At 60.2% G+C, this 25,741-nt stretch carries 28 protein-coding genes and 1 tRNA gene; 16 read left to right on the forward strand and 13 right to left on the reverse strand.

The features are described from left to right. Nucleotides 1-8: 8 nt before the first annotated feature. The gene (locus GRI38_RS04815) at nt 9-659 is read right to left on the reverse strand and encodes a lysoplasmalogenase (RefSeq protein WP_160681756.1); all 651 of its coding nucleotides are present in this window, start codon (nt 657-659) and stop codon (nt 9-11) included. A gap of 80 nt (nt 660-739) precedes the next feature. On the opposite strand from GRI38_RS04815, the gene trmFO reads away from it, so the two are divergent. Further along, nucleotides 740-2,107, forward strand: a complete 1,368-nt coding sequence (gene trmFO / locus GRI38_RS04820; protein WP_160681757.1) for a methylenetetrahydrofolate--tRNA-(uracil(54)-C(5))-methyltransferase (FADH(2)-oxidizing) TrmFO — start codon at nt 740-742, stop codon at nt 2,105-2,107. A gap of 3 nt (nt 2,108-2,110) precedes the next feature. Here the strand turns inward: trmFO and GRI38_RS04825 are convergent, their stop codons facing one another. Together GRI38_RS04825 and GRI38_RS04830 are read right to left on the reverse strand one after the other, a co-directional pair. After that, nucleotides 2,111-2,554 (reverse strand): EF-hand domain-containing protein, encoded by a 444-nt coding sequence (locus tag GRI38_RS04825; RefSeq protein ID WP_160681758.1) that lies wholly within the window; start codon nt 2,552-2,554, stop codon nt 2,111-2,113. A 36-nt stretch (nt 2,555-2,590) separates the two neighbouring features. Then, a complete protein-coding gene (locus GRI38_RS04830) occupies nt 2,591-3,247 on the reverse strand; it encodes a squalene/phytoene synthase family protein (protein WP_160681759.1) in 657 nt (218 codons plus the stop codon). 141 nt (nt 3,248-3,388) lie between these two features. Between GRI38_RS04830 and GRI38_RS04835 the strand changes: the two genes are divergently transcribed. Genes GRI38_RS04835 through GRI38_RS04845 form a run of 3 tightly spaced genes read left to right on the forward strand, consistent with a single transcriptional unit; the run spans nt 3,389 to nt 5,671 of the window. Continuing rightward, nucleotides 3,389-4,699: a TadE/TadG family type IV pilus assembly protein gene (locus GRI38_RS04835; protein ID WP_160681760.1), complete on the forward strand. Its 1,311-nt coding sequence runs from the start codon at nt 3,389-3,391 to the stop codon at nt 4,697-4,699. Continuing rightward, nucleotides 4,696-5,211, forward strand: a complete 516-nt coding sequence (locus GRI38_RS04840; RefSeq protein WP_160681761.1) for a TadE/TadG family type IV pilus assembly protein — start codon at nt 4,696-4,698, stop codon at nt 5,209-5,211. Before GRI38_RS04835 ends, GRI38_RS04840 begins: the two co-directional genes overlap by 4 nt. A gap of 1 nt (nt 5,212) precedes the next feature. Next, the gene (locus GRI38_RS04845; RefSeq protein ID WP_160681762.1) at nt 5,213-5,671 is read left to right on the forward strand and encodes a TadE/TadG family type IV pilus assembly protein; all 459 of its coding nucleotides are present in this window, start codon (nt 5,213-5,215) and stop codon (nt 5,669-5,671) included. Here the strand turns inward: GRI38_RS04845 and GRI38_RS04850 are convergent. The 3 genes from GRI38_RS04850 to GRI38_RS04860 form a co-directional block, all read right to left on the reverse strand. Beyond that, on the reverse strand, nt 5,649-7,070 hold the full coding sequence (locus tag GRI38_RS04850) for a pyruvate dehydrogenase complex E1 component subunit beta (protein WP_160681763.1): 1,422 nt from the start codon (nt 7,068-7,070) through the stop codon (nt 5,649-5,651). The genes GRI38_RS04845 and GRI38_RS04850 overlap by 23 nt on opposite strands. A gap of 3 nt (nt 7,071-7,073) precedes the next feature. Next, nucleotides 7,074-8,153: a pyruvate dehydrogenase (acetyl-transferring) E1 component subunit alpha gene (gene pdhA, locus GRI38_RS04855; RefSeq protein ID WP_160681764.1), complete on the reverse strand. Its 1,080-nt coding sequence runs from the start codon at nt 8,151-8,153 to the stop codon at nt 7,074-7,076. A 171-nt stretch (nt 8,154-8,324) separates the two neighbouring features. Further along, nucleotides 8,325-8,711, reverse strand: a complete 387-nt coding sequence (locus tag GRI38_RS04860; protein ID WP_237487350.1) for an FtsB family cell division protein — start codon at nt 8,709-8,711, stop codon at nt 8,325-8,327. 106 nt (nt 8,712-8,817) lie between these two features. On the opposite strand from GRI38_RS04860, the gene hppD reads away from it, so the two are divergent. From hppD to GRI38_RS04875, 3 genes are all read left to right on the forward strand, one after another. Further along, on the forward strand, nt 8,818-9,927 hold the full coding sequence (gene hppD / locus GRI38_RS04865) for a 4-hydroxyphenylpyruvate dioxygenase (RefSeq protein WP_160681765.1): 1,110 nt from the start codon (nt 8,818-8,820) through the stop codon (nt 9,925-9,927). Then, a complete protein-coding gene (locus tag GRI38_RS04870) occupies nt 9,924-10,478 on the forward strand; it encodes a VOC family protein (protein WP_160681766.1) in 555 nt (184 codons plus the stop codon). The genes hppD and GRI38_RS04870 overlap by 4 nt, the downstream gene beginning before the upstream one ends. A 101-nt stretch (nt 10,479-10,579) precedes the next feature. Then, nucleotides 10,580-11,449, forward strand: a complete 870-nt coding sequence (locus GRI38_RS04875; RefSeq protein WP_160681767.1) for a mechanosensitive ion channel family protein — start codon at nt 10,580-10,582, stop codon at nt 11,447-11,449. A 59-nt stretch (nt 11,450-11,508) separates the two neighbouring features. Here the strand turns inward: GRI38_RS04875 and GRI38_RS04880 are convergent. The 4 genes from GRI38_RS04880 to grxC all read right to left on the reverse strand — a co-directional run bounded on the left by GRI38_RS04880 (nt 11,509) and on the right by grxC (nt 13,252). After that, nucleotides 11,509-11,585, reverse strand: a tRNA-Arg gene (locus tag GRI38_RS04880). Between the two features lie 44 nt (nt 11,586-11,629). Further along, on the reverse strand, nt 11,630-12,157 hold the full coding sequence (locus GRI38_RS04885) for a DUF1178 family protein (RefSeq protein WP_160681768.1): 528 nt from the start codon (nt 12,155-12,157) through the stop codon (nt 11,630-11,632). Then, on the reverse strand, nt 12,154-12,981 hold the full coding sequence (locus tag GRI38_RS04890) for a carbon-nitrogen hydrolase family protein (RefSeq protein ID WP_160681769.1): 828 nt from the start codon (nt 12,979-12,981) through the stop codon (nt 12,154-12,156). Before GRI38_RS04890 ends, GRI38_RS04885 begins: the two co-directional genes overlap by 4 nt. A 7-nt stretch (nt 12,982-12,988) precedes the next feature. Then, complete coding sequence (grxC, locus tag GRI38_RS04895; RefSeq protein WP_160681770.1) at nt 12,989-13,252, reverse strand: glutaredoxin 3; 264 nt, start codon at nt 13,250-13,252, stop codon at nt 12,989-12,991. 190 nt (nt 13,253-13,442) lie between these two features. Here grxC and GRI38_RS04900 point away from each other — a divergent pair, with 190 nt between their 5' ends. Continuing rightward, the gene (locus GRI38_RS04900; protein WP_160681771.1) at nt 13,443-13,922 is read left to right on the forward strand and encodes an Hsp20 family protein; all 480 of its coding nucleotides are present in this window, start codon (nt 13,443-13,445) and stop codon (nt 13,920-13,922) included. A 245-nt stretch (nt 13,923-14,167) separates the two neighbouring features. On the opposite strand, the gene GRI38_RS04905 is transcribed toward GRI38_RS04900, so the two are convergent. The 3 genes from GRI38_RS04905 to tpiA all read right to left on the reverse strand — a co-directional run bounded on the left by GRI38_RS04905 (nt 14,168) and on the right by tpiA (nt 17,166). After that, nucleotides 14,168-15,799 (reverse strand): CTP synthase, encoded by a 1,632-nt coding sequence (locus GRI38_RS04905; protein WP_160681772.1) that lies wholly within the window; start codon nt 15,797-15,799, stop codon nt 14,168-14,170. 109 nt (nt 15,800-15,908) lie between these two features. Beyond that, nucleotides 15,909-16,310 carry a preprotein translocase subunit SecG gene (gene secG / locus GRI38_RS04910; protein WP_160681773.1) on the reverse strand — a complete coding sequence of 134 codons (402 nt, stop codon included), beginning with the start codon at nt 16,308-16,310 and terminating at the stop codon, nt 15,909-15,911. A gap of 88 nt (nt 16,311-16,398) precedes the next feature. Further along, nucleotides 16,399-17,166: a triose-phosphate isomerase gene (gene tpiA / locus GRI38_RS04915; RefSeq protein WP_160681774.1), complete on the reverse strand. Its 768-nt coding sequence runs from the start codon at nt 17,164-17,166 to the stop codon at nt 16,399-16,401. Between the two features lie 194 nt (nt 17,167-17,360). Here tpiA and GRI38_RS04920 point away from each other — a divergent pair, with 194 nt between their 5' ends. Genes GRI38_RS04920 through GRI38_RS04955 form a run of 8 tightly spaced genes read left to right on the forward strand, consistent with a single transcriptional unit; the run spans nt 17,361 to nt 25,704 of the window. Further along, nucleotides 17,361-19,298: a peptidylprolyl isomerase gene (locus GRI38_RS04920; RefSeq protein ID WP_160681775.1), complete on the forward strand. Its 1,938-nt coding sequence runs from the start codon at nt 17,361-17,363 to the stop codon at nt 19,296-19,298. A gap of 17 nt (nt 19,299-19,315) precedes the next feature. Next, nucleotides 19,316-20,824: an anthranilate synthase component I gene (trpE, locus tag GRI38_RS04925; protein WP_160681776.1), complete on the forward strand. Its 1,509-nt coding sequence runs from the start codon at nt 19,316-19,318 to the stop codon at nt 20,822-20,824. Then, nucleotides 20,821-21,669 carry a phosphodiester glycosidase family protein gene (locus GRI38_RS04930; RefSeq protein WP_160681777.1) on the forward strand — a complete coding sequence of 283 codons (849 nt, stop codon included), beginning with the start codon at nt 20,821-20,823 and terminating at the stop codon, nt 21,667-21,669. The genes trpE and GRI38_RS04930 overlap by 4 nt, the downstream gene beginning before the upstream one ends. A gap of 4 nt (nt 21,670-21,673) precedes the next feature. Continuing rightward, a complete protein-coding gene (locus GRI38_RS04935; protein ID WP_160681778.1) occupies nt 21,674-22,270 on the forward strand; it encodes a glutamine amidotransferase-related protein in 597 nt (198 codons plus the stop codon). After that, on the forward strand, nt 22,267-23,259 hold the full coding sequence (gene trpD, locus GRI38_RS04940) for an anthranilate phosphoribosyltransferase (protein WP_160681779.1): 993 nt from the start codon (nt 22,267-22,269) through the stop codon (nt 23,257-23,259). Before GRI38_RS04935 ends, trpD begins: the two co-directional genes overlap by 4 nt. A 3-nt stretch (nt 23,260-23,262) precedes the next feature. After that, a complete protein-coding gene (trpC, locus tag GRI38_RS04945) occupies nt 23,263-24,048 on the forward strand; it encodes an indole-3-glycerol phosphate synthase TrpC (protein ID WP_160681780.1) in 786 nt (261 codons plus the stop codon). Continuing rightward, on the forward strand, nt 24,041-24,517 hold the full coding sequence (gene moaC, locus GRI38_RS04950) for a cyclic pyranopterin monophosphate synthase MoaC (protein ID WP_160681781.1): 477 nt from the start codon (nt 24,041-24,043) through the stop codon (nt 24,515-24,517). The genes trpC and moaC overlap by 8 nt, the downstream gene beginning before the upstream one ends. Then, a complete protein-coding gene (locus GRI38_RS04955; RefSeq protein WP_160681782.1) occupies nt 24,514-25,704 on the forward strand; it encodes a molybdopterin-binding protein in 1,191 nt (396 codons plus the stop codon). The genes moaC and GRI38_RS04955 overlap by 4 nt, the downstream gene beginning before the upstream one ends. Nucleotides 25,705-25,741: the final 37 nt, after the last annotated feature.

Here is a 25,741-nt window from a genome sequence, read left to right on the forward strand (position 1 = left end):
CGGTCTCGTCACCGGTTCACGGGCTGTCCGCGAAGCGACTGGATGACGCCTGTGGCGACCGAGAACTGCCCCGCGAAGAAGAGGGGCCAGTAGAGCCAGTCGACGAGGTTCTGCTCGCCGGGCCGGTCGCCATGCGCGAACCATAACAGCTCGGCGGCGACAATCATCACAGCTCCGACGCCGACGCGGTAGCGGGGAAAGGCGCTCAGCCAGGCGGCGAAGCCCATTGCACCTACAACGAGGCCATAGGCGATGACATTGAGATCGCCAGTCAAAGCGAAGGCGATCAGCGGCGTCGCGACGAGCAGTGCAAGGCCGAGCGCACGCTGGCTATAGGATGGCGCGGGTCGCCGATGATGCAGATATAGAGCGATCGCCGCCGCGTAGGAGAAGAAGAGAAACAGCCCTGCCCATAACGGGAACAGCTCCAGCGCCATGGTGCCGGTCGCAGCCAGCAGCAGCGAACCGCTCAATATTTTCGCGTCGCTGCCGGGATGGCGCTGAAGCGCGTAGATGGCGAGACACAGGATTGCCGCGCCCTTGATGGCAACCTGCCACAATTCGCCCAACGATTCGTCGCTGAGGAAGTAATAGGCGATCGCCGCGGCGAGGCTCGCGAATAGCCACGGTCGGTGTTCAACCAAAGATCGTCGCGGCATGGCCCGCCCCCTTTCGTCCGTCGCCGTCTCGTGAAGGCTGAGGTTGCGCGCGCTATCGCACAGCCTTACTCAGGCGCGCAATGACTTACGACATCCATATCATCGGTGGCGGCCTCGCCGGATGCGAGGCTGCCTGGCAACTCGCCGAACGGGGCTTGAACGTGCGCCTTTCGGAAATGCGCGGGGGCGGCGACACGACGCCCGCCCATCAGGGCGACGGGCTTGCCGAACTCGTCTGCTCGAACTCCTTTCGCTCCGACGACGATGAACGCAATGCGGTCGGGCTGCTGCATCACGAAATGCGGCAGCTTAATTCACTCGTCATGGCGGCGGGAGAAGAAGCGCGGGTTCCTGCGGGCAGCGCGATGGCGGTGGACCGCGACGTTTTCTCACGTAACGTCGAACGTCGGCTGCTCGAACATCCAAAGGTTACCGTCGTGCGCGAACGGGTCGATGCTCTGCCAACGGAAGGGCCGACCATCGTCGCCACGGGACCGCTGACCGCGCAATCGCTCGCGCAAAGTATCGTCAAGGCAACCGGGGAAGACCGCCTAGCCTTCTTTGATGCGATCGCCCCGATCGTCCATCGCGACAGTATCGACATGGACATCTGCTGGATCCAGTCTCGCTGGAACAAGCGGACCGCGGCCTCGAACGAGGACGGCGACTATATCAATTGTCCGATGACCAAGGACGAATATCTCGCCTTCCATCAGGGGCTCATCGACGGAGAGAAGACCGAATTTCGCGAATGGGAAGCTGATACGCCCTATTTCGACGGCTGCATGCCCATCGAAGCGATGGCGGCGCGGGGCGTCGATACCTTGCGTTTCGGGCCGATGAAGCCTGTTGGCCTCGACAATCCGCGCGATACGACGCCAGAGTTTCCACAGGGACGCTGGCCTTACGCGGTCGTCCAGTTGCGGCAGGACAACGCATTGGGGACGCTGTGGAATATGGTCGGCTTCCAGACCAAGCTGAAATACGGCGCGCAGGTCGAGCTGTTTCGCACGATACCGGGGCTTGCCAATGCCGAGTTCGCCCGGCTGGGCGGTCTGCATCGCAACACGTTCATCAATTCGCCCGTGGTCCTCGATCGCCATTTGCGCCTGCGCGGAGCGGAACATATCCGCTTCGCGGGACAGATCACGGGGTGCGAAGGCTATGTCGAAAGCGCGGCGATCGGTCTGCTCGCCGGGATCATGGCGGCACAGGACATCGCCGGGCGACCGATCAGCGAACCGCCTCGCACGACCGCGATGGGCGCGCTGCTCGCGCATATTACCGGCGACGCAGCGGCGGAGCACTATCAGCCGATGAACGTCAATTTCGGCCTATTCCCGCCGCTGCACGACGTGCCCAAGAAACAGCGCAAGGAAGCCTATACCGACCGGGCGAAGGCGGATTTGCGCAACTGGCTCGGCACGGTGGAAACCGTCGCGGCGTGACGGCTACTTCTTCTTGGTGGCGAGGAACTCGCTCGGCGTAAGATAAAGATCGCCATTGGCGTCCGCGCCGTCGAATTTCTCGACCGTGGTGACTGCCCATTCCTCGAATGTGAGCAAGTTGTTGCCGTCCTTGTCGAGCTTGCGAAAGGCATCGGTGCGACTGGAGAGCATTTCGTTGCGCGAAATCTTCCAGTCGTGGTTGCGATCGTAGCGAAAGAAGCGGCGCTGCTCCTTCGACAATTCGCTCGCCTCGGGCGGTGCCGGTCCGACGAGGTTGGCAACGTCGGAGGACGGAAGAGAAGGGTCGGCATAGGCATCGAGCGAAGAGAGCTTCAGGGGTGCAGGCGGCGGCGCGCCTGCCTCGACCTCCGCCCGGCCCTGCATCCAGAAACTGCCGACGCCTGCGCAGGCAAGCGCGCCGACCGCGCCGAGAACCAATCTGCTCATGCAATCCTCCGTTCCCGGCTCGCTAGAGCGTAATGCTTAACGGCCCGATAAGGCGATCCGCCATGCGGTGAGAATGCCCCCGCGCGAGGCCATCAGCCCCTCCCCTTCATGGCGCAGCGAGTAGGCAGCCAAGCCCGAGAGGATCGCGAGCGGTCGCTGAGAGCGCGGGAGCCGCCCTCCCCTAGCCGCTAGCGGCAGTGCCACCCCTGCGATACGCTCGCGCTCCGCTGAGTCGCTCGTCCGAGCGTGCAACTTCCCCCATGCGTAGAGCTTCGCGCGCTCCCTCACGTTGATCTTGTCAGCGCCGGACAGCGTCCCGTTCGACAATCCTTCGAAGGCCGCGGCGTGGCTCTCGCCGAAAGCTTCGATCGAAGCGACATCGAGCGTCCCCTCGGCCAGTAATTCTTCCCAGCCATCAACGAAGGCAATCAGCGCCCCTTCCCGCCCGGTCCAGTGCTCGCCGATTGCCTCAAGTACACCGTCGCCCTTCGGTCGTGCTTCCGGCTCTTCCTTCAGCCGGTCCCGCCACCACGCCAATCGCATCTGCGCAAGGATCGGCTCGTTGGCACGCGCCACGATCTGTCCGAGCCGAACGTCGAGCGCCAACAGCGCGGCAGTCGCCTGGCGCACCGCCTTTGGAGCATAGGCCAAGGCAAAGCGCGCCGGCGGACCCAGTTCGTCCAGCAGGCTCACGACGTCGCTATCGTCAACGGCACATGCAATCGAAACCGTGTGCTGCGCGATAACCCTGTCTTAACCATGCTGCTTTTTCATTCCTCAATAGCTGCTCCTCTAATGCGGCAGGCACATGAAATTTATTTCAAGGACATCCCCATGGGACGGATTAGAAACAAACTGCACCAGTTGAAGGCAGACAAGAGCGGCAATGCGATGCTGATCGTCGCACTCGCCATGCCGGGCTTGGTCGGCGGGGCGGGCTATGCCGTCGATACCGCGCAATGGTATCTGTGGAAGCGCGAATTGCAACATTCCGTCGATCAGGCCGCCTATGCTGGTGCCTGGGCCATGGCGAACGAGAACAGCCAAGACATCTATCAGCGGCGCGCGGTTCAGGAATATAACGCGAACCTCAAGGTGACGAAGGACTTCGCGAGCAATCCGAGGATCCGACTTGCCGGTTATGCCGGCGGTTCGGACAACAGCGTCGTCGTATCCGCCTCGGCGTCCAAGTCGCTTCCCTTCTCCTCGTTCCTGACGGGCAAGGCCGCCACGATCAGCGTGCGCGCACAAGCGAGCTTCGAGCAAGGCTTCGATTACAACGCCTGCCTCATCTCCACCGCTACGGAAGGCACCGGTACGCTGGTTACGGGCAGCGGCACGATCAACGCCAAGTGCGGCTTTGCGGCCCTGTCATGCGACGAGAATGCCATTGAGATCAACGGCGCGGCGACGATCATTACCGATTCGATGGTCGCCTGCGGCACGATCAGTGCCAATGGCACTATTTCGAACGGCGAAGACGACAGCGACGAATCGACGATCATCAAAGAGAAGCGCAAGGGGCTCGAGGATACTTACAAGGACCTCGTACCGCCCGACGATTCGCGCCCCCGGTCCGACAATTGCTCCGGCAAGGGACAGAACAAGCAAGCGTCACTGCTGCCCGGAACCTATTCCAGCATCGTCGTTAAATGCACGACGGTCCTCGCGTCCGGCATCTATGTGATCGACGGCGGGTTGCTCGACCTTTCGGCGAATTACAACGTGACTGGCAATGGCGTGATGTTCGTGCTGCGTAATGGTGCACGCATCAAGCTGGGCGGCAGCGGCAATTCGAACAGCCTCAACCTTACCCCGCCGACAGAAGCTGATTTGCTGAACACGCCGGCGGCGGATATGGCGCACAAGCTGGCCGGCATCCTGATCTTCGAAGAACGGGACAACGATCCCCCCAACCCGGGGCATCAGATGAACGGCAACTCCAATTCGCTCATCGAAGGCCTGATCTATCTTCCGGCCAGCAAGCTGACCGTCAACGGTACGGCTGACGTTGCTTCGCAGTGCCTGCAGATCACCGCCTATCGGCTCGAAGTACAGGGCAATGCGAATATCGAGACGCTGTGTCCTTCTCGCGCGAGCACCAGTGTCGGAACGGGCGTTCCGGATGTGAGGCTGGTCGCATGACCATGTTGCGATTTCGTCGCCTAGCCCTTCGTGACGAGAAAGGTTCGATCGCGGTCGAAATGGCCTTCGTCGTGCCGATCCTCGCGACCTTCGCATTAGGCGCATTCGAGATAGGTACGATCTTTTCGCGCCAGCAGGAATTGCAAGCTGCTGCGCTTGAGGGCGAGACCATCGCGCTTGCCGTGGCACGCGGGGCTCAAATTCACGTCGACGAAATCGAGGATATCATCAAGACGACAACACGGTTGGGCGATGACAATGTGAACGTCACGCGCTTTTACCGCTGCGATGCCGATGCCAACACCGTCGACAATCCCGCCTTGTGCATCGCCGAGGGCGAAGGTGAAGTCGACGGAGAAACGACAGAAGAGGGCGGCGAAGAAGCAAACAAGCCGGTCGTCAGCTCCTATCTCCGTATTGAAGTCACCGATTCCTACACGCCGGTGTGGAAGGATTTCGGCATCGGCGACACGATCAATTACGATGTCGAGCGAACGGTTCAGGTGTCCTGACATGATCTTGCGCAAATTCTTCTCGGACGAAGACGGCGGCGCGGCCGTCGAATTCGCGCTCATCATCCCCGCCTTTCTGGCAGCGGTGATGGGCGTGTTTCTGACCGGCATCTACATGCAGAACTACAATGCCGTGCGCTCGGTCGCTTCGGACGTGCAACGCGAGATCGCGGTCAGCTACCAGCGTGGCAACGAACTCAACGAATCGCAGATTGCCGCGATTACTCGCGGCATTGCCGTCAATCCGCCCTATCTGCTGAAGACCAACCGCCTGACGGTCACGGCACCGGACGCGACGTCGAGCCGCGTCACGGGCGCCAAGGAAATTAACTTCCGCGTGACCTATCGGATGGAGACCATCCTTCCCTTCATCGACCTCGACGCGTTCGAGCTGACCTATTCGCGCCCGATCTTCGTCGTGCCGGGATCTTCCTCGTCTAGTTCCGGTTCCGGTACGTAACGCGGTTCACCGCCTCGATCACGCGGTCGCTGTCGATCAGCGCCATCTTTTCGAGATTTGCAGCATAAGGCAAGGGCACGTCCTCGTTCGTCACCCGCAATACGGGGGCGTCGAGATCGTCGAACCGGTCCTCCATGCAGATTGCCTGTATCTCGGAAGCGATCGAGCAGGTCGGCCAGCCTTCTTCGACGACGACGAGCCGGTTGGTCTTGGCGAGGCTTTCGAGGACCGTGTGCTTGTCGAGCGGACGTAGCGTACGCAGATCGACGACCTCGGCCTCGACGCCTTCCTTCGCGAGCTTCTCAGCCGCTTCGAGTGCGATCCCCACCCCGATGGAATAGGACACGATCGTGACGTCGCCGCCTTCGCGCATGATACGCGCCTGCCCGATCGGCAGGGTATGGTCTTCGAGATCGGGTACGTCGAAGCTGCGGCCGTAAAGCAATTCGTTCTCGAGGAAGACGACCGGATCCTCGCACTGGATCGCTGCCTTCAGAAGGCCTTTCGCATCGGCGGAATCGTAAGGCGCAATGACGATGAGACCCGGCACGCTGGCATACCACGGCCCGTAATTCTGGCTGTGCTGCGCGCCGACCCGGCTCGCCGCACCGTTGGGTCCGCGAAAGACGACGGGGCAGCGCATCTGGCCGCCGCTCATGTAATTCGTCTTTGCAGCCGAGTTCACGATATGGTCGATCGCCTGCATCGCGAAATTGAACGTCATGAACTCGACGATCGGCCGCAGCCCGCCCATTGCGGCGCCGGTGCCGATGCCCGCGAAACCGTATTCGGTGATGGGAGTGTCGATCACGCGCTTCGGACCGAACTCGTCGAGCAGGCCCTGGGTAACCTTGTAAGCGCCCTGATATTGAGCGACTTCCTCGCCCATGACGAAGACCCGTTCGTCCTTGCGCATTTCCTCGGCCATGGCATCGCGCAGCGCCTCGCGCACGGAAGTGCTGACCATGTTCGTGCCCTCGGGGATCGCCGGATCGGCGACGGGCTTCTTCGCGGCAGCCTTCTTCGTGATTTCAGCCTCCGCAGGCTCGCGACCGGTATCCTTCCCCTCGCCCGGAACGTCGTCGACATCGCCGCCGGACGACGGCTCTGCCACATCCTTCGACGATGACGCAGCGGAGACTTCGGACGCATCCTCCCCCTCGCCCGCGAGCATGGCGATGACGGTTCCCACTGCCACGTTCTCCGCGCCTTCCTCGACCAGGATTTCCGCAATGGTCCCCTCGTCGATGGCTTCGAATTCCATCGTGGCCTTGTCCGTCTCAATCTCGGCGATGATGTCGCCCGGTTCGATCGTGTCCCCCTTCTTGACGAGCCATTTGGCGAGCGTGCCCTCTTCCATCGTGGGAGAAAGCGCAGGCATCTTGAGTTCGACCGCCATCGCTCAATACTCCCCGACCAGCACGTCGGTATAAAGTTCAGCCGCTTCCGGCTCGGGCGAGTTTTCCGCAAAATCAGCAGCTTCGGCGACGATCTTGCGAATGTCCTTGTCGATTGCCTTCAGATCGTCCTCGCTCTTTCCCTTTTCCATCAGGGTTTTCTTGATGGCCTCGATCGGGTCCTTGGTATCGCGATAGCCCTGCACTTCCTCGCGCGTCCGGTACTTCGCCGGGTCGGACATCGAGTGCCCACGATAGCGATAGGTGTTGCATTCCATGAGGACCGGGCCGCCGCCCTGGCGCACATGATCGAACGCGATCTCTGCCGCGCCGCGCACCTCGAGGACGTCCATACCGTTCACGTCCATTCCCGGAATGCGGAAGGCCGTACCGCGGCGATAGAATTCGGTTTCCGCGCTGCTGCGGTTGACCGCAGTTCCCATGGCGTATTGGTTATTCTCGACCACGAAGACGATGGGCAGGTTCCACAGGCTCGCCATGTTCATGGTCTCGTAGACCTGACCCTGGTTCGCCGCGCCGTCGCCGAAATAGGCAAGGCACAGACCGCCATCGTCATTGTACTGGTGCGCGAGCGCAAGGCCGCCGCCGAGCGCCACCTGCGCACCGACGATGCCGTGCCCGCCGTAGAATTTGTGCTCGGTCGAGAACATGTGCATCGAGCCGCCCTTGCCCTTGGATATGCCCGCAGCGCGGCCGGTCAGCTCGGCCATGATGACCTTCGGATCGATCCCGTAGGCGAGCATGTGCCCGTGATCGCGATAGCCGGTGATGACGCTGTCCCGGTCGTTGTCGAGCGCCGATTGCAAGCCGATGGCGACAGCCTCCTGCCCGATATAGAGGTGGCAGAACCCGCCGATCAGGCCGAGACCGTAAAGCTGGCCGGCCTTCTCCTCGAACCGGCGGATGAGCAGCATCTGCCGGTAGAAGTCGAGCATCTGTTCCTCGCTCGCATCGAAGCGGGGTTTGTCCTGATGCGCTTCCTGCAGGCTGCGAAGCGAGAAATCGTCCTCTGCCGGGTTCGCATTTGCGTTTGCGGCTGTCTTTTCGGCTTTAGCGTTCGCCAAATCGTGTCATCCTCGTTCTTCGACTGCGGCCAGCCAAGCGCCTTTTGCGCGCGATATGCCGGCAAGCCGCGTCCTGTACATAAGGTCGGGTCTATAAGACGAAATTTTCGAACCGCGCAATGCTTCGCGCGGTCAATTCGCCGAGAACGTAGGGGAAACCGGCGAACCGTCCTATCGCGCAGCGGGTTCGACGGGATCGTCGAGGATGATGACCATCTCGTCCGGATGGACGACGTTGAGGTTCTCGCGGATGAGTTCGCTGACAAGGTCGGGATCGGCCGAATCCGGCGACAGCAACGTCACGCGATGCTGCAACTCGTCGCGCCGTTCTTCCAGTTCGGCAAGCTGCGCAGCGCGGGCATCGCGCAGCCGCAACGTCTCGCTCCACGACAACAGCCCCGACGGACCGACGAGCGCCAGTCCGACGATCAGGCCCATCGCGCCCATACCCACCGTGCGAGTGCGGTTTTCCTTGCGGAACATCCTGTCGAAACGGCGTCTTTGCATCACCGCGCCAAACCACCACAACGTCGTGATTTTCGCAAGAAAAATCGCCAATGTTCGTCGCCTTTCCGGCACCTTGTGTGGATGAGGTAGCGGCTTTGACAGATAGGTCGCATTGTGGTAGATAGTTTCCATTGTAACTATAACGTGAGGAACCTTGATGGCAGACCTGTTCGAAAACCCCGCCGGCCTCGATGGCTTCGAGTTCGTCGAGTTCTGTGCGCCCGAAAAAGGGCAGCTCGAACCGGTTTTCGAGGCGATGGGGTTCACCCATGTCGCGTCGCATCGGAGCAAGGACGTTCAGCTTTGGCGGCAGGGCGGGATCAACCTCATCGCCAATTACGAACCGCGCAGCGCCGCCTGGTATTTCGCGCGCGAGCATGGTCCGTCGGCTTGCGGCATGGCCTTCCGGGTGAAGGACGCCGCCAAGGCCTATGATCACGTCATCGAACAGGGCGCGGAGCCGGTCGCCAACGAGCCCGGCCCGATGGAACTGCGTATTCCCGCAATCCGAGGCATCGGCGGAGCCATCCTTTATCTCATCGATCGCTACGACGACGGTGAAGGTGAAGGCGCGCTCTCGATCTACGACATTGATTTCGAATATCTGCCGGGCGTCGAGCGGAACCCCGTCGGCGCCGGTTTTGACCGGATCGATCACCTGACGCACAATGTCTATAACGGGCGAATGAAGTACTGGGCGGATTATTACGAGACGCTCTTCAACTTCCGCGAAATCCGGTTCTTCGACATCAAGGGCGAATATACCGGCCTCACTTCCAAGGCGTTGACCGCACCGGACGGCAAGATCCGTATTCCTCTCAATGAAGAAGGCGATGGCGGTAAAGGCCAGATCGAGGAGTTCCTGCGCGAGTTCAACGGCGAAGGCATCCAGCACATTGCCCTCATCTGCGACGATCTCGTCGCGTGCTGGGACCGTCTCAAATCATTCGGCGTTCCCTTCATGACAGCCCCGCCCGCCACCTATTACGAGATGCTCGACGAGCGTCTGCCGGGTCACGGCGAGGACAAAAGCGCCTTGCAGACCCGCGGCATCCTGCTCGACGGGACTACGGAAGGCGGTCAGCCGCGCCTGCTCCTGCAGATCTTCGCAGAGGCGCAGGTCGGCCCCGTGTTCTTCGAGTTCATCCAGCGCAAGGGCGACGAGGGCTTTGGCGAAGGCAATTTCAAGGCGCTCTTCGAAAGCATGGAGCGCGACCAGATCAATCGCGGCACGTTGAAGGTTGAGGAAAAGGAGCCGGCCGAATGACCAGGACGTCCTCTCATCCCATCAAACTGGGCGGCGTGCATCATGCCGCCTATCGCTGCAAGGATGCGCGCGAGACCGTGCAATGGTACGAGCGCGTACTCGGCATGGAATATGTCAGTGCCTTCAGCGAGGACCACGTACCCTCCACCGGCGAGTACGACCCCTACATGCACGTCTTTCTCGATGCGGGTAACGACAACGTTCTCGCATTTTTCGAACTGCCCAATCAGAAGGATATGGGCCGCGACGAGAACACGCCGGTCTGGGTCCAGCATCTCGCCTTTCGCGTGGCGGACGAAGATGCGCTGCTCGCTGCGAAGGAGCATGTCGAAAGCGAAGGGATCGAAGTGCTCGGCCCGACGCATCACGGCATCTTCAAATCGATCTATTTCTTCGACCCCAATGGTCACCGCGTCGAACTGGCAGCCGATATCGGCACGGACGAACAATATGCCGAGCTGAAGCGCGTTGCGATGCCCATGCTAGAGGAGTGGAGCGAGACGAAAAAAGCACCGCGACACGCCGATTGGCTGCATCAGGCTAACAAATGATAAGGACGGGCGTCTAATTCTGTAGATAACCGGGCGCCCTGCCCTTCGTATCGGAACAATTGCGGTAAGGGTCCGTTCGGCTGCGAAGGGATTTTGCCGACATGAATTACATCGAGACCATCAGGGGCGAACTGGAAGGAATGGCGACCGGTTTCATCGAAGCCCTCCCCAGCCTTGCCATTGCCCTGATCGTCCTGCTGATTACCTGGATCGTGGCGCGTTTTGCGGTTCGCATCGCCGACATGCTGATCGGCAAGACCAGCATCCGCCCCAGCCTCGAGAACCTGATCGCTACGCTCGTGAAGCTCGGCATCTGGCTGATCGGGCTCATGATCGCCGCCGTCATCGTGATGCCGGGGCTGACCGCGGCCAGCCTGATCGCAGGGCTTGGCATCGGTGCGGTCGCGATTGGCTTCGCCTTTCAGGATATCTTCGAGAATTTCCTTGCCGGCGTCCTCATCATGCTCCGCGAGAAGATGCGCATCGGCGACGTTATCGAATGCGAAGGCATCAAGGGCAAGGTCGAGCATATCACCTTGCGCGAGACACATATCCGTTCGCTCTCGGGCGAGCTCACGCTTTTACCCAATTCGATGCTGTTCAAAAGCCCGGTCGAGATCTTCACCGATCATGACCAGCGGCGTCATGAAGTGGTCGTCGGCGTTTCCTATGACACCGACCTCGATCACGCTGCCGAAGTCATCGAAAAGGCGGTCCGCGGCGTGTCAGGTCTGGCGACGGACAAGGGCATCGACATCTTCGCGCAGGAATTCAATTCGAGCTCGGTCGACTTTCTGGTTCGCTGGTGGGCCGGTTCGACGCCCCGCTCGGGTTGGGAAAGCAAGGATCTCGTCGTGCGCGCGATCAAGCGCGGCCTCGACGACGCGGGTATCGAAATTCCGTTCCCCTACGTCACGCACACCTTCAAGGAGAAGGTGCCGATCGGCACCAAGGCCGGTCAGACGAACTGACTTGTGTCAGGCGACTTCTGCGCCTTTGTTTGCGCCGGGGATAGCATCAGAGGAAGGATTGGTGCGCCCGACAGGATTCGAACCTGTGGCCCCCAGATTAGGAATCTGGTGCTCTATCCGACTGAGCTACGGGCGCCCCGCGCGATTGCCTAACCGCACGCTTGGCAAAGCGCAATCCGGTCAATTGACTTCGTCGGGCGGCGCGAAGGGAACGATGATCGGAGCGATCGAAATTCCCTCTTCCAGAAGCTCGCGCGCTTCCTTCGCGGTCGCCTTGCCGTGGATCGGCTTGTCGCTCGCTTCGCCGTAATGGATCTTGCGAGAGGCATCGGCGAACTTATCGCCGACCCATTCGCTCTTCTTCAAAACTTCGCTTTGCGCTTTGGCGAATTGCCGGACGGCAGCTTCGAATTTCTGCTTCACCTCCGGCGGGAGATTCGGAACAGCAGACTTGGCGACAGGAAGTGAGGGTTCGCTATCCTTTGGGGCGCTCTCGGCATCCCTTGACCTCTGCTCGACATCCTTGTGCGTCGCCCTGTTTCCCTTGACGGGCACGGCTGGCGCCATCGGAGCTTTCTCAACCTTTTCAATGCCGCATTGCGGACAGGTGACAAGATTCCGCGCCTGCTGCTCGGTGAAATCGCTCGAAGAGCGAAACCACGCTTCGAAGCGGTGGCCGTTGAGGCAATTCAGATCGAAAACGATCATCTCGATGTCCGCTCCGGTATTTCTCGCCTGTTTTTAAGGCTCGGGACCTGTTGTCTCACATGGGCTATGCGCTTTTTCGAAATGTCCGCAAAGCCGAGCGAAGGCATCTCGCCGCCCAGATCGAGTTGGACTTCGCCCCACGGATCGACGACCAAAGAATGGCCGTAAGTCTCGCGTCCATCCTCATGTTTGCCGACCTGAGCGGCGCTGACGACATAGGCACTTGCCTCGATGGCGCGGGCCCGTTGCAGCACATGCCAATGGGCAGCTCCGGTAGGCTTGGTGAAAGCCGCCGGGATAGCGATTACGTCGCAGGATAGGCGCCCAAGCCTCTCAAACAACAAAGGAAATCGTATGTCGTAGCAGATCGACAATCCCAACCGTCCGATCGGAGTTTCGACTGTCACGACGTCATCTCCCGCCCTGTAGGCATTCGATTCCCGCCAGCTTTGACCGCTGTCGAGATCGACGTCGAACATGTGCATCTTGTCGTATCGGGCAGCGATATTGCCGGTGTCATCAATGACATACGAACGGTTCGCCCACATACCGTCCTCGCGCAGGATCGGTAGAGATCCGGGCGCGACCCAGAGCTTGTTCGCCGCAGCCGCCTGTCTGACGCGTTGAAGGCAGACATCCTCGTCTTCGCTGACAATAGAAGCAGCAGCGCGTTTCCTGTCGCGATCCAGCAACCCGCTCATTTCAGGTGTGAACAGCATTGCGGCGCCGCCGCTTCGCGCTTCATCGCAGGCCGTGGCGATGGCCTCGGCATTACGGATCGGGTCGATGCCCGACTGCATCTGCAGAACGGCAATGCGCGTCATTACAATACTATGCGGAAAGAAGCTCGTCGAGCTTGCCCGATTGCTCGAGTGCGGCAAGATCGTCCGATCCGCCGACATGAACGTCGCCGATAAATATTTGCGGCACGGTTCGCGCCATCGGAGCCCGCTTCATCATCTCGTCACGCGAAGGCCCGCCCATGGTGATGTCGTGCTCGTGATAGGATGCGTTCTTCTCGTCGAGCAGGCGCTTGGCTCGCGCGCAATAACCGCAGCCGAATTTCGTATAGATGTCGATTTGGGGCTGGCTCATCTTGATCCTCTTCTTGTTGCACGTTCCTTGCATTTAGGAGGCTTTCGAAATCTTGAAAGGCGATTTCTCATGACATATCTTTGCAAGGTGCGGACTTTCCGGGCTGATTGCCGGTGAGAACGCACGAACGAAGTGCCGCCGATTGGCGGGCTTCGGAACTTCGAATTGCTCTAGAATGAGGATTTGTAACATGAACCGTATCGATCTTACCCCCTATCGCCGCAGCACGGTCGGTTTCGACCGCCTTTTCGACCTTCTGGAGGGCCAGGCCCGCCAGAATAGCGGCGACAATTACCCACCCTTCAATATCGAGCGGCAGGGTGACGACAATTATCGCATTACCCTCGCGGTCGCCGGTTTTCGTCCGCAGGACATCGATATAACCGCGCAGCAGAACCTGCTCGTCGTCGTGGGCAAGAAGCGTTCGGAAAGCGACGAAACGCGCGAGATGCTGCATGTCGGCATCGCCAATCGCGGTTTCGAGCGGCGCTTCGAACTTGCCGATTTCGTACGCGTTGAACAGGCGGACCTTCAGGACGGTCTGCTATACATCGACCTCGTGCGCGAAATTCCGGAGGCGATGAAGCCGAAGAAAGTTCAGCTCAAGAGCCATCAGCGCTTGGAAATCGTCGATAGTGACGATGACGAGAAGCGCTCCGACGCGGCCTGATCAGCGACAGCGCCATAATTTGAAAGATGTTCGGGGCGGGCCTTTTGGGAAGGTCCGCCCCGCGACACGTGGTGCCGCCCCACCCCTGCTTCGATCGTCCGGGTCGCTTTAGACGATTGAGGCCGTGGCAAGCTTCGTAGCCGGATTCGACGCTTTGCTTGCCACAAAACATAATAAAGTTGAAGAATCGATTTTCCCGACTGTCCGAAAGTGGCGCAGATCGGTCAGATCAGAGGGTCTTTATATCAGACGAGGCGCGCCTGATGCAGAGCCGCCTCGATGAACTTGGCGAACAAAGGATGCGGTTCGAACGGTCGGGATTTAAGTTCCGGATGATACTGAACCCCGATGAAGAAGGGATGCTCCGGACGCTCCACGATCTCCGGAAGCAATCCATCGGGCGACATGCCTGAAAAGCGCAAACCCGCAGCTTCCAGACGTTCGATATATCCGGCGTTGACCTCGTAACGGTGACGATGCCGCTCGGAGATGGTGAGCGCATTGCCATAAATCTCGGAGATGCGGCTCCCTTCCTTCAATGCTGCATCATAGGCGCCGAGACGCATCGTTCCGCCAAGATCGCTGTTCACGTTGCGCTGTTGAAGTCCCTCGTCGCTCATCCATTCGGTGATGATGCCGACGACCGGTTCCTGCGTTTCTCCGAACTCGGTGGAGGAAGCGCCGCCGATACCGGCAAGCTGCGCCCCCTCGATGCAGGCCATCTGCATCCCAAGGCATATCCCGAGAAACGGCACCTTGCGCTCCCGCGCGAAACGAACGCTGGCGATCTTCCCGCGTGAGCCGCGTTCGCCGAAGCCGCCGGGCACGAGGATTCCGTGCAGCGGTTCCAGTTCGGATACGATTTCGCCCGGTTCCCGCTCGAAGATTTCAGCGTCGATCCAGCGGATTTTCACCTTGACCCGGTTCGCGAGCCCGCCATGGACAAGCGCCTCGTTCAGCGATTTGTACGCGTCCTGAAGCCCGACATATTTGCCGATGACCCCGATCGTCACCTCTCCTTCGAAGTTCTCGTAACGGTCGAGGATATCCTGCCATGCGGACAGTTCGGGCGGCTCGCTTTCGAGCCCGAAATGCTTGAGCAATTCGGCGTCCAGACCGCTGGCGTGATATTGCAGGGGCACGGCATAGATGCTGGACGCATCGAGGGCAGGAATGACCGCTTCCTTCCTGACATTGCAGAAATTGGCGATCTTCTGCCGTTCCCCATCAGGCAGCGGATGCTCGCAACGGCACAGGAGCATATCGGGCTGAATGCCGAGACTGGTCAATTCGCGAACCGAGTGCTGCGTAGGCTTGGTCTTCAGTTCGCCCGCGGCGGAAATGTAAGGGACGAGGGTGACGTGGATAAAGGCCGTTCGCGAAGGTCCGAGTTCGTTCTTCAGCTGCCGCATCGCCTCGATGAACGGCAGGCTCTCAATGTCGCCGACCGTTCCGCCGATCTCGCACAGGATGAAGTCGTGGTCGCCCTGATCGTCGAGCGCGAATGCCTTGATGGCGTCCGTGACGTGCGGAATGACCTGCACTGTCGCACCTAGATAGTCGCCGCGCCGTTCCTTGGCGATGATGTCGCGATAGACCCTGCCCGAGGTGATGTTGTCGCTCTGCCGCGCCGAAACGCCGGTGAAGCGCTCGTAATGGCCAAGGTCGAGGTCGGTCTCCGCACCGTCATCGGTGACGAAAACCTCACCATGCTGATAAGGGCTCATCGTGCCCGGATCGACATTGAGATAGGGATCGAACTTGCGGATACGAACCTTGTACCCGCGCGCCTGAAGAAGCGCTGCCAGACTGGCAGCCATGAGACCTTTACCGAGCGAAGAAACCACGCCGCCGGTGATGAAAATATACCGCGCCATGGGAGCCAAGCCTTAAGCAGTCGTATTGATTCGGAGCAAGCGATTAACGCCCAACGGCGCTCGCCAATCCACAATGCAGTCGGTGCGCCGTGACGGCGCCGAAGCTGCCTTACTCGGCGAGCGGATCGGTGCTTGCAGGCGCCGTATCGTCGGCTCCGCCATCGACAGGTGCAGGCGCACCCAATGCCGACGAACCGGTGCCGCCGGAAAGCGGATCGGGCTGTCCCGCCGGTGTGACCGAACGGTCGATGGTCGACGTAATCTCGTCAATTCCGGTCGTCTCGACCGCGACCGCCGCCAAGGCGATGGAGAGGGCCACGAACAGAATTGCTAGCATCTTCGTCGAGCGGGTGAGGAAGTCCGCGGCTCCGCGTGCGCTCAGCATTCCCGAGGGGCTGCCGCCCCCGCCGATTCCCAGACCTCCGCCTTCGGAGCGTTGCATGAGGATTACGCCTACCAATGCGGCGGCGACGATCGCCTGGACGACGGTGAGGAATACGAAGAGGGACATCGGACTATCTTTCGATCGATCGGCAAGCGGATTGCCGGCTATCTAGGACTTGCCGGCTATGGCGGCAAGCCTTGGCTGCGTTGATGGATTAGTTGGCCTCGTCCTCGCGCTCGACCGCGGCAAGAACGATACCGAGAAAATTCTCGGCAGTCAGGCTCGCGCCTCCGACGAGCGCGCCGTCGACGTCAGGCAGGTCGAGGATTTCGCGGGCATTGTCCGCCTTGACAGAACCGCCGTACAGGATGCGGATCGCCTCTGCATTGTCGGCACCATATCGCTCTTTCAGGACGCCGCGGATCGCACCATGCATCGCAGTAATGTCGCCGGCTGTCGGCACTTTGCCCGTTCCGATCGCCCAGATCGGTTCGTAAGCGACGGTAAGCTGCTGCTGCGGGTCGGTAAGTTCCGGCAACGAAGCACGCAGCTGGCCAAGTACGAATTCTTCGGCGCGACCGGCTTCGCGCGTTTCGGCGCTCTCGCCGCAGCACAGGATCACGCGCAGGCCTGCATCGAACGCAGCCGCCATCTTCTTGGCGATCAGGGCGTCACTTTCATCGTGGTTCTCGCGACGCTCGCTATGGCCGAGGATAACGAATTTCGCACCCGCATCGAGCGCCATGGTTGCCGAAATGTCGCCGGTATGCGCGCCGTCCGGTTCTGCATGGCAATCCTGCGCACCGACGCCGATCTGCTCGACCTCGCGGCCAACCGCATGGATCAGGGTGAACGGCGGCGCGAGCGCCACCTCGACCTTCATGTAACGCTGCGAGGCCCGGTCAATTGCGCGTGCTTCGGACAGCATCGCGCGCGTACCGTTCATCTTCCAATTGCCGACAATATAAGGCCGTTCGGCCATGCAATCACCTATCTGTCGTTGAGGACCGGCCCGATCGGCCGTAATTCGAACGGTCCGGTAGCCGAGCTTGCCGGATAGGTCAAAACCATAAGTATCAACCTTGCCGCTTTATACCGGGCCTTATATGGAGCGCCACGACGATGTGGGCCCAGGGCCGCAAGAGCACCGATCAACCAGGACGAATTCAACCGATCATGTTTCAGTTTTTCCGCAAGTTTTTCCAGTCGAAGATAGGTCTCGCGGTAACGTTCGCCTTTCTTGGACTGATCGCTTTCGCCTTCGCCAGCAGCGATGTGGCGAATACCGGAACGTTCGGCGGCGTCGCCGGCGGTGACCGGGTCGCGGTGGTGGGCGATCGAAAGGTCTCGACGGCGGAACTTTCAAGGGCTGCTTCGACTGCCCTCGACCAGGCAAGACGTGACAATCCCAACCTCACCATGGAGGAGTTCGTCGCGGCGGGAGGGCTCGATCAGACGCTGAACCGGATGCTCGACCGCTATGCAATCGCTGAATACGCCCGCTCGATCGGACTTCGCGCCGGGGAAAACCTCGTAAATAGCGAGATCGTCAACATCCCGCAGTTCCGTGGTCCGAGCGGAGCCTTCGATCAGAATGTCTACCGGGCGGCCTTACAACAGGTCGGTCTTACCGACGCGGTGTTTCGCGCCGATCTCGCGGATGGCCTCCTTGCTCAACAGATCCTTCAGCCCACGACTGCAAATGCGACAATCCCCACTGGAATAGCGCGGCAATATGCTTCCCTGTTCCGGGAGCGGCGGACGGGCAGCATAGCCTTTCTGCCAAGCGCCGCCTTCGCGCCTGAAGGTGAGGCGAGCAATGCGCAGCTGCAATCCTACTACAATGAGAACCGCAGCCGCTACGTCCGTCCAGAGCGCCGGATCATCCGCTATGTTACGTTCGGCCCTGACGCCATCGCCGAACAGGCTGCTCCGACCGAGGCCGAGATCACGCGCTATTATCGCGAGAATGAAGAGGAATTTGCTGCGCGTGAAGAGCGCAGCTTCACACAAGTCATCGCCTCGAGCCAGGCGGCAGCGCGGTCCATCGCAAGTGCAGTAGCAGGCGGGCAGAGCTTGGCGCAAGCTGCGCAGGCCGCCGGTCTGCGCACGACGACCGTAGACCCCTCGACCAAAGCGGAAATTGAAGCAACGGCCAACGAAGCGGTCGCAAAGGCTTATTTCGCAGCTGGCGAAGGTAGTCTTACCACTCCTGCTCGCGGCAATCTCGGCTGGTATGTTGCGCGGGTAGAGGACATCAGCTCGCAGTCCGGTCGGACACTGGCACAGGCGCGTGAGGACATTGCGGCCACTGTTCGTCAGCAGAAGACCAATCGCCTCCTGTCGGATCTGAGCGCGGAGATCGAGAACTCCCTCGCGGATGGCGTGAGCCTGACCGATCTGGCCGAAGAGCTCGAGCTCGAGGTTCAGACCACTCGCCCCGTCGTCGCAGACGGTTCGATCTATGGAACGCCGGGCGAGCGGGTTCCCGACGCGGTAGCGCCGGCTGTCGAAACTGCATTCCAGATGGTCGAAAGCGAACCCCAGATTGCGGAAGTAACGCGCGGCGAGGAATTTCTGATTTTCGAAGTATCTCGCATTACCGAAAGCGCGACGGCTCCTTTCGCCGAAATTCGTGACCGGCTCGTTCGCGACTGGCGGATTGTCCAGGGCCAGCGCGCTGCACGGGCTGCCGCCGACCGCGTTCTTGCGCGGATGAACGGCGAGACGGACCTTCCCGCAGCAGTGCGCTCGCTCGACACGTCCGTGCCGCCGCCAGAGGCCGTCAGCCTGACACGCGAGGAACTTGCGCGTTTGCGCGAGCAACGCGTTCCGCCACCGCTCGCCCTGTTCTTCAGCATGGCGCAAGGGACCCAGAAGAAGCTCGAAGCGGAGAACTCGACGGGTTACTACGTAGTTTCTTTGAACGAGATCATACCCGGACAACTCGAACAGAGCGATCCGCTCGTCGCTCAGGCACAAACCCAGCTCGGGCAGGCTATCGAGCAGGAATATCAGCAGCAACTGGTAACTGCGATGCGTAATAGTCAGGGCGTGGAAATCAATCAGGCCGCGGTCGAGGCGGTGCGCCGTCAGTTGATCGGCGAGAACTGATCGTCTCGAACTCGCCAATGACTTCGACGCAAGGCGCAGAAACGGCGGCCGCTCTTCTCGAAGCGGGAAAGCCCGCACTGGTCTGGCGAAAGGTTGTGGCCGATACGGTCACCCCCGTGCGAGCCGCAGTCCACCTTGTGCAACCGGGAAGAGGCGATTTCCTACTCGAATCCGTCGAGGGCGGCGAAACCCGCGGCCGGTTCAGCCTTCTCGGACTCGATCCCGATCTGGTCTTTCGGGTCGACGGAAAGGCCGCTTTCGTAAATCGCAATTGGCAGACCGATCAGGAAGCGTTCGAGAAAATCGCAACCCCTGCTGTCGAAGCGCTACGCGACCTCCACCGGAAATGTCAGATCGATACGCCGGAAGAAATCCCTGGCGCTCTGTCCTGTCTGGTCGGCTACTTTTCCTTCGAGACTATCGGCCTAATCGAAAGGATCGACTTCGCGTCCGCCGATCCGCTCGACCTTCCGGACATGCTGTTCGTTCGCCCGACCACGATCTTCATCTTCGATCGCTTGCAGGATTGCATCTTCTGCGTGGCTCCTATCTGGAACGCTGCGCAGGAACCTGGGCAAGCTATTGCAGCGGCTTCGGAGCGGATCGATACCTTACTCGCCAAGCTCGCCGCTTCAGTGGACAAGACGGCTGAAATTGCCAGCGCGCGTTCCCCGCGGCCCGAGCCCGCCATGGACGAAGCGGATTATCGCGCGATGGTCGGCAAGGCGAAGAACTACATCGAACAGGGTGAGATTTTCCAAGTCGTGCTCGCGCAGCGATTTTTTGCGCCATTCGATCTTCCCCCGCTCGCGCTTTACCGAGCGCTCCGCCGGATTAATCCCTCACCGTTCCTCTTCTTCCTCGATTTTCCGGACTTCGCGATTGTCGGCTCGAGCCCTGAAATTTTGGTGCGCGTTCGCGAAGGAGAAGTTACGGTTCGACCAATCGCGGGAACGCGGCCGCGCGGTGCTACGGCGGATGCCGACAGGAAAGCAGAAGAAGAATTGCTCGCCGATCCGAAGGAACTGGCAGAACACCTGATGCTGCTCGATCTCGGAAGGAACGATGTCGGACGGGTTGCCCGGTCCGATACGGTGAAGGTCACGCAGTCTTATTTCGTCGAACGATACAGTCACGTTATGCATATCGTCAGCAACGTGGTGGGTCGTCTCGACCCCGCTAAGGACGCTCTCGACGCGCTTTTTGCAGGCTTTCCCGCCGGTACGGTCAGCGGTGCGCCGAAAATACGGGCTTGCGAGATCATCGCAAAACTGGAACCGGAGCGTCGCGGCCCCTATGCCGGCGGCGTCGGGTATTTCGGCACGGACGGAACGATCGACAGCTGCATCGTATTGCGGACCGCGATTGTTAAGGATGAAGTGATGCACGTTTATGCTGGCGCGGGGATCGTGGCTGACAGCGATCCAGAGTACGAGTTGCGCGAATGTCGCGCGAAAGCTGGCGCTTTGTTCGCTGCTGCCGAGGAAGCCGTGCGCCTCTCGAACGAACCCGGTTTCGGGCAATGAACAGCACATTCCGTAAAAGCCTTATCCTCGTTTTGGGTCTGACCGCGCTTTCCGGCTGCAACGAACAGGCAACCGGGGAAGCGGTCGTGCGGACGGAGATCGGAGGCTCCGAGACCGGCAGCGGCTCCGAACAAGGCAATGTTGCCAGCGAACAGCGCGCGGCTGTCGAAACCCCGTGTAGGCCCGTCATTTTCGAGAACGAGCCCTTCATTCACTGCGTCGCGGTGCCTGCGCGCCATCATATCTCGACCGCGCTTCAGTCGAGCGACGGCACGCCATATCGCGGCTTGGCCCAATATGCCGCTTCGCGGTCATCCGATGCGCCGCCAGTGGCCTTCGCCGTCAATGGCGGCATGTATGACGATGCCGGCGATCCGATCGGATACTATGTCGAGAATTCGGAACGGCTAAAGGAGCTCAACCGAAACGCCGGGGAAGGCAATTTCCACATGCTGCCGAATGGCGTCTTCTACGGCAGCGATGGCAAATGGGAAATCAGGACGTCGGACGATTTCTTCAGTTCAGTGTCCGACAGACCCGAATTCGGCACTCAAAGCGGGCCGATGCTCGTGATTAATGGCAAGCTCCATCCCGACATCGCGACGGACGGAACCTCGAAGGCGATCAGGAATGCGGTCGGCATCGACACACGCGGTCGCGCGCATTTCGTCATCAGCAATCGGGCGGTCAGCTTCGGCAAGATGGCGCGCCTCTATCGCGATGAACTTGATGTTCCCAACGCGCTCTATCTCGACGGAAACGTGTCAGCCTTGTGGAACCCTGCTGCCGACCGGCTCGATACCGGCGCGGCAATCGGTCCGATAATCGTAGTCGAGAAGCGATAAGACCGTGATCCTCGTTATCGACAATTACGACAGCTTTACCTTCAACCTCGTCCATTACCTCATGGAATTGGGAGCGGATGTCGAGGTTCGCCGCAACGATGTCTTGACCGTCGACGAAGCCTTCGATCTGAAGCCCAAAGGTATCCTCATTTCCCCCGGTCCGAGCACGCCCGACAATGCGGGCATCAGCCTTCAAATCGTGGCTGCTTGCGCAAAACATGGTCTTCCGCTGCTCGGCGTATGTCTGGGCCATCAGGCGATCGGCCAGTTCTTTGGTGGAAGGGTCGTGCAAGGCGGCCTCATGCATGGCAAGACATCCGACATCACACATGACGGCAGCGGCGTCTTTGCTGGCCTACCCTCCCCTTATCGGGCGACACGATACCATTCGCTCGTCGTCGAAGACATTCCTGCTTGTCTCAAGGTCAATGCCCATACGACGACGCCCGGTCTCGACGGCACGAACGTGATGGGCTTCCGCCATGAAACGCTGCCAATTCATGGGGTACAGTTCCACCCCGAAAGCATCGCAACCGAAAACGGTCATGCGTTGCTCGGCAACTTTCTGAAGATTTGCGGCCTGGAGGTCGTCAGCCAATGAACGGCTTGCCGGATATCGAACATCCTATCGATCGGGCGACGGCGCATGACGCTTTCGCTGCTATCCTCGACGGGACGGTTTCGGACGAGGAGATCAAGGCGTTTCTCGTCGCGCTTTCCAATCGCGGAGAGACGGCGGCGGAGATTGCCGGGGCGACGCTCGCGCTACGCGAGCGTCTCATACCGGTCGAAGCACCGGACGACGCGATCGACGTTTGCGGGACCGGCGGTGACGGACACCATACACTGAATGTCTCGACAGCGGTGAGCCTGATTGTCGCGTCTTGCGGCGTTCCCGTCGCTAAGCATGGCAATCGTGCCGCGTCGTCGAAGGCAGGAGCAGCCGACACGCTGGAGGCGCTCGGCCTCGACATGGAAGCTGCCGGCAGGACGGCTGAGAAGACGCTCGCCGAAATCGGTATTTGCTTCCTTTTTGCGACAAACCATCATCCGGCAATGCGACGTATTCAACCGCTGCGCCGTGAAATCGGGCAGCGCACTATCTTCAATCTGATGGGGCCGTTGTCGAACCCGGCCCATGTGGAGCGACAACTCATCGGAATAGCTCGCCCCGCCTATGTACCAATCTATGCCGAAGCACGGGCGGAACTGGGCGCGAAGATGGCTTTGATCGTATCGGGCGACGAGGGGCTCGACGAATTGAGCCTTGCTGGCGGAAACGAGGTTGCCATGGTCGAGGGCCGCGAATTCGTGATGCAGCGACTGTCCTGTACCGAACTCGGCCTCGAGCACGCACCAGTCGAAGCGATCCGTGGCGGCGATCCAGCATTCAATGCGAGCAAGCTGAAAGAATTGCTCGATGGCGAAAAGGGTTCTTACCGCGATGCCGCGGTATTTAACGCCGCTGCTTCCCTGAAGGTTGCCGGTCGCGGCTCCGACTGGACCGAACGGCGTGCGCTCGCGGAGGAAGCGATCGACAGCGGCGCGGCCAAACGACTGCTTAAGAGCTGGATCGAATTGGCGCTTTGAAAGATGGACAAACTGGCCGAAATCTGCGCATTCAAGCGATCGGAAGTGGATCTGCGTAAACGAGACCTTTCCATCGACGCACTCGATCGCATGGCCAAAGAGCAAACCGCCCCGCGCGGCTTTCAAAAGGCACTCGAAGAAGCTTCATCCAACGATTTCGGGCTGATTGCCGAAATCAAGAAAGCCTCCCCGTCGAAAGGACTGATCCGCGCATCCTTCGACCCGGCCAACCACGCCTCGGCATACGCTGCCGGCGGTGCGACCTGTCTTTCGGTGCTGACCGATGCAAAGTTCTTCAGCGGGCACGAAGACTACCTCATGGCTGCGCGAACTGCCTGCGATCTCCCCGTCCTGCGCAAGGACTTCATTCTCGATCCCTGGCAGGTCGCCGAAGCGCGCAGTATCGGCGCCGACGCAATTCTGATCATCGTTGCCGCGCTGGACGATACGATGATGGCGGAGATCGAAAGCGCCGCTCTCGAACTGGGAATGGATTGCCTCGTCGAAGTTCACGATGAAGCCGAACTGGAACGTGCGGCAAGACTGCAATCCCGCCTTATCGGGGTCAATAATCGCAACCTGAAGACCTTCGAGACCGATCTTTCGACGACCGAGCGGCTGGCCGAGATGGCACCGTCCGATGCAATCCTCGTCTCCGAAAGCGGCATCGACTCGCACGACGATTGCGCGCGATTGGCAAAAGCCGGGGCGAGATGCTTTCTCGTTGGCGAAAGCCTTATGCGAAAGGACGACATTGCCGAAGCGACGAGGAAACTTCTCCATGGCTGAACTGACGCATCTCGACAATCGCGGCGATGCGAACATGGTCGATGTCGGCGACAAGGACGTAACGCGTCGTGTCGCGACTGCGCGCGGTAAGATCGCCATGAACGACGCAGCATTCTCCGCTATTCGCGAGGGTGCTGCCGCGAAAGGCGACGTGCTGGCGACGGCGCGGACAGCGGGCATCATGGCAGCGAAGAAGACGAGCGACCTCATACCGCTTTGTCACCCCCTGGCTATCGACCGGGTGAAGATCGACTTCGAGTTCGACGAAGCTACCGCAATAATTGCGACGGCCACCGTGCGCGTCAGCGGCAAAACCGGCGTCGAAATGGAGGCGCTAACGGCCACGACCGTCGCATTGCTCACGATCTACGACATGGCGAAAGCGCTCGACAAGGGAATGACGATCGACGAGGTCGGGCTTGTTTCCAAGGAAGGCGGCAAGTCGGGCGACTGGCAAGCAGTGCGGTGAGCGAGTTGCTCGCCTACGAGGTTGCCCTCGACAAACTTCTCCGCCTTGCGACACCGCTCGAGGACGAAGAAATCGCGGTGACGGATGCGATTGGACGATATATTGTCGCTCCCTTGATCTCGCAGCGTGTTCAACCCGCCGCCGACCTTTCCGCGATGGACGGCTTCGCAGTCGCAGACGTCAACGGCAAAGAATGGCAGGTTATCGGGGAGTCGCGAGCTGGCCAGCCTTACTCGGGAACGGTTACGAGTGCACAGGCCGTGCTCATATCGACAGGCGCAGTCGTTCCGGCAGGGACAAATGCGATCCTCGTCCGCGAAATTGTCGAACGCACGGAGGGTTCAATCAGATTGAGCGGCGACCTGCCCGAACCCCGCGACAGGCATATCCGGCGACGAGGCGGCGATTTTTCAAAAGGTGAGACGATCGCCGAAGAAGGAAGCGAGGTCACACCGCGACTGCTAGCCCTTGCTCTTACTGCCGGGGTGACCCGAGTAACGGTCAAGCGTCGTCCAAGACTCGCCATCATTCAAAGCGGCGATGAATTATACGATCCGATGCAGGAGCCTGTCAGCACGGAAAGTCACCGCCTGCCCGCAGCGAACGGACTTATGCTGAAGGCCATGTTCGCGCCGCATCTCGTTGAAGCATCGTTGCAGCCCCTGCTGCCAGACGATCCAGACCGGCTTGCCGAGGAGTTCGCGAAACTCCATGATCACGACATCATCGTGACGATCGGTGGCGCTTCGGTGGGCGAGCACGATCATGTCGGACAGGCTTTCGAGCAGATCGGCGCCGACCTCAAGTTCGGGAAAGTCGCGATCAAGCCCGGCAAACCGGTCATGGTCGCTCGACGGGCCAAGCAACTTATTGTCGGCTTGCCGGGCAATCCGGTCTCGGCCTTCGTTACGGCAATGCTATTCGTACGCCCCCTTCTCCTGCATTTGGCGGGGGCGGAAGATGTCGAATTCAAGCCGGTTTCGATGCCGCTCGGCGCCGCCCTCCCCGCTGGGGGCGATCGCCGCGAATTTCTGCGCGCGGTCGAAAAGGATGGCAAATTATATGCGTTGACCGAGCAAGGTAGCGGGGCTCTCCATAGCCTGGCCGAGGCGCAATACCTTATCGATCGACCTATAGATGACGAACCTCGCGGCATTGGAGACAGCGTGGCTGCATACCGCCTTTAGAAAAGCGCGGAAATGCTTGACCTTGTCGAACAAGTTT

This window comes from Parapontixanthobacter aurantiacus (genome assembly GCF_009827635.1).
GTDB classification, from domain to species: domain Bacteria; phylum Pseudomonadota; class Alphaproteobacteria; order Sphingomonadales; family Sphingomonadaceae; genus Parapontixanthobacter; species Parapontixanthobacter aurantiacus.

Bases quoted from the DNA above. Each gene is read 5' to 3' on its own strand.
- GRI38_RS04815 (WP_160681756.1), bottom strand. From the start codon at position 659: ATGCCGCGACGATCTTTGGTTGAACACCGACCGTGGCTATTCGCGAGC.
- trmFO (WP_160681757.1), top strand. From the start codon at position 740: ATGACTTACGACATCCATATCATCGGTGGCGGCCTCGCCGGATGCGAG.
- GRI38_RS04825 (WP_160681758.1), bottom strand. From the start codon at position 2,554: ATGAGCAGATTGGTTCTCGGCGCGGTCGGCGCGCTTGCCTGCGCAGGC.
- GRI38_RS04835 (WP_160681760.1), top strand. From the start codon at position 3,389: ATGGGACGGATTAGAAACAAACTGCACCAGTTGAAGGCAGACAAGAGC.
- GRI38_RS04840 (WP_160681761.1), top strand. From the start codon at position 4,696: ATGACCATGTTGCGATTTCGTCGCCTAGCCCTTCGTGACGAGAAAGGT.
- GRI38_RS04845 (WP_160681762.1), top strand. From the start codon at position 5,213: ATGATCTTGCGCAAATTCTTCTCGGACGAAGACGGCGGCGCGGCCGTC.
- GRI38_RS04850 (WP_160681763.1), bottom strand. From the start codon at position 7,070: ATGGCGGTCGAACTCAAGATGCCTGCGCTTTCTCCCACGATGGAAGAG.
- hppD (WP_160681765.1), top strand. From the start codon at position 8,818: ATGGCAGACCTGTTCGAAAACCCCGCCGGCCTCGATGGCTTCGAGTTC.
- GRI38_RS04870 (WP_160681766.1), top strand. From the start codon at position 9,924: ATGACCAGGACGTCCTCTCATCCCATCAAACTGGGCGGCGTGCATCAT.
- GRI38_RS04875 (WP_160681767.1), top strand. From the start codon at position 10,580: ATGAATTACATCGAGACCATCAGGGGCGAACTGGAAGGAATGGCGACC.
- GRI38_RS04885 (WP_160681768.1), bottom strand. From the start codon at position 12,157: ATGATCGTTTTCGATCTGAATTGCCTCAACGGCCACCGCTTCGAAGCG.
- GRI38_RS04890 (WP_160681769.1), bottom strand. From the start codon at position 12,981: ATGACGCGCATTGCCGTTCTGCAGATGCAGTCGGGCATCGACCCGATC.
- grxC (WP_160681770.1), bottom strand. From the start codon at position 13,252: ATGAGCCAGCCCCAAATCGACATCTATACGAAATTCGGCTGCGGTTAT.
- GRI38_RS04900 (WP_160681771.1), top strand. From the start codon at position 13,443: ATGAACCGTATCGATCTTACCCCCTATCGCCGCAGCACGGTCGGTTTC.
- GRI38_RS04905 (WP_160681772.1), bottom strand. From the start codon at position 15,799: ATGGCGCGGTATATTTTCATCACCGGCGGCGTGGTTTCTTCGCTCGGT.
- secG (WP_160681773.1), bottom strand. From the start codon at position 16,310: ATGTCCCTCTTCGTATTCCTCACCGTCGTCCAGGCGATCGTCGCCGCC.
- tpiA (WP_160681774.1), bottom strand. From the start codon at position 17,166: ATGGCCGAACGGCCTTATATTGTCGGCAATTGGAAGATGAACGGTACG.
- GRI38_RS04920 (WP_160681775.1), top strand. From the start codon at position 17,361: ATGTTTCAGTTTTTCCGCAAGTTTTTCCAGTCGAAGATAGGTCTCGCG.
- trpE (WP_160681776.1), top strand. From the start codon at position 19,316: ATGACTTCGACGCAAGGCGCAGAAACGGCGGCCGCTCTTCTCGAAGCG.
- GRI38_RS04930 (WP_160681777.1), top strand. From the start codon at position 20,821: ATGAACAGCACATTCCGTAAAAGCCTTATCCTCGTTTTGGGTCTGACC.
- trpD (WP_160681779.1), top strand. From the start codon at position 22,267: ATGAACGGCTTGCCGGATATCGAACATCCTATCGATCGGGCGACGGCG.
- trpC (WP_160681780.1), top strand. From the start codon at position 23,263: ATGGACAAACTGGCCGAAATCTGCGCATTCAAGCGATCGGAAGTGGAT.
- moaC (WP_160681781.1), top strand. From the start codon at position 24,041: ATGGCTGAACTGACGCATCTCGACAATCGCGGCGATGCGAACATGGTC.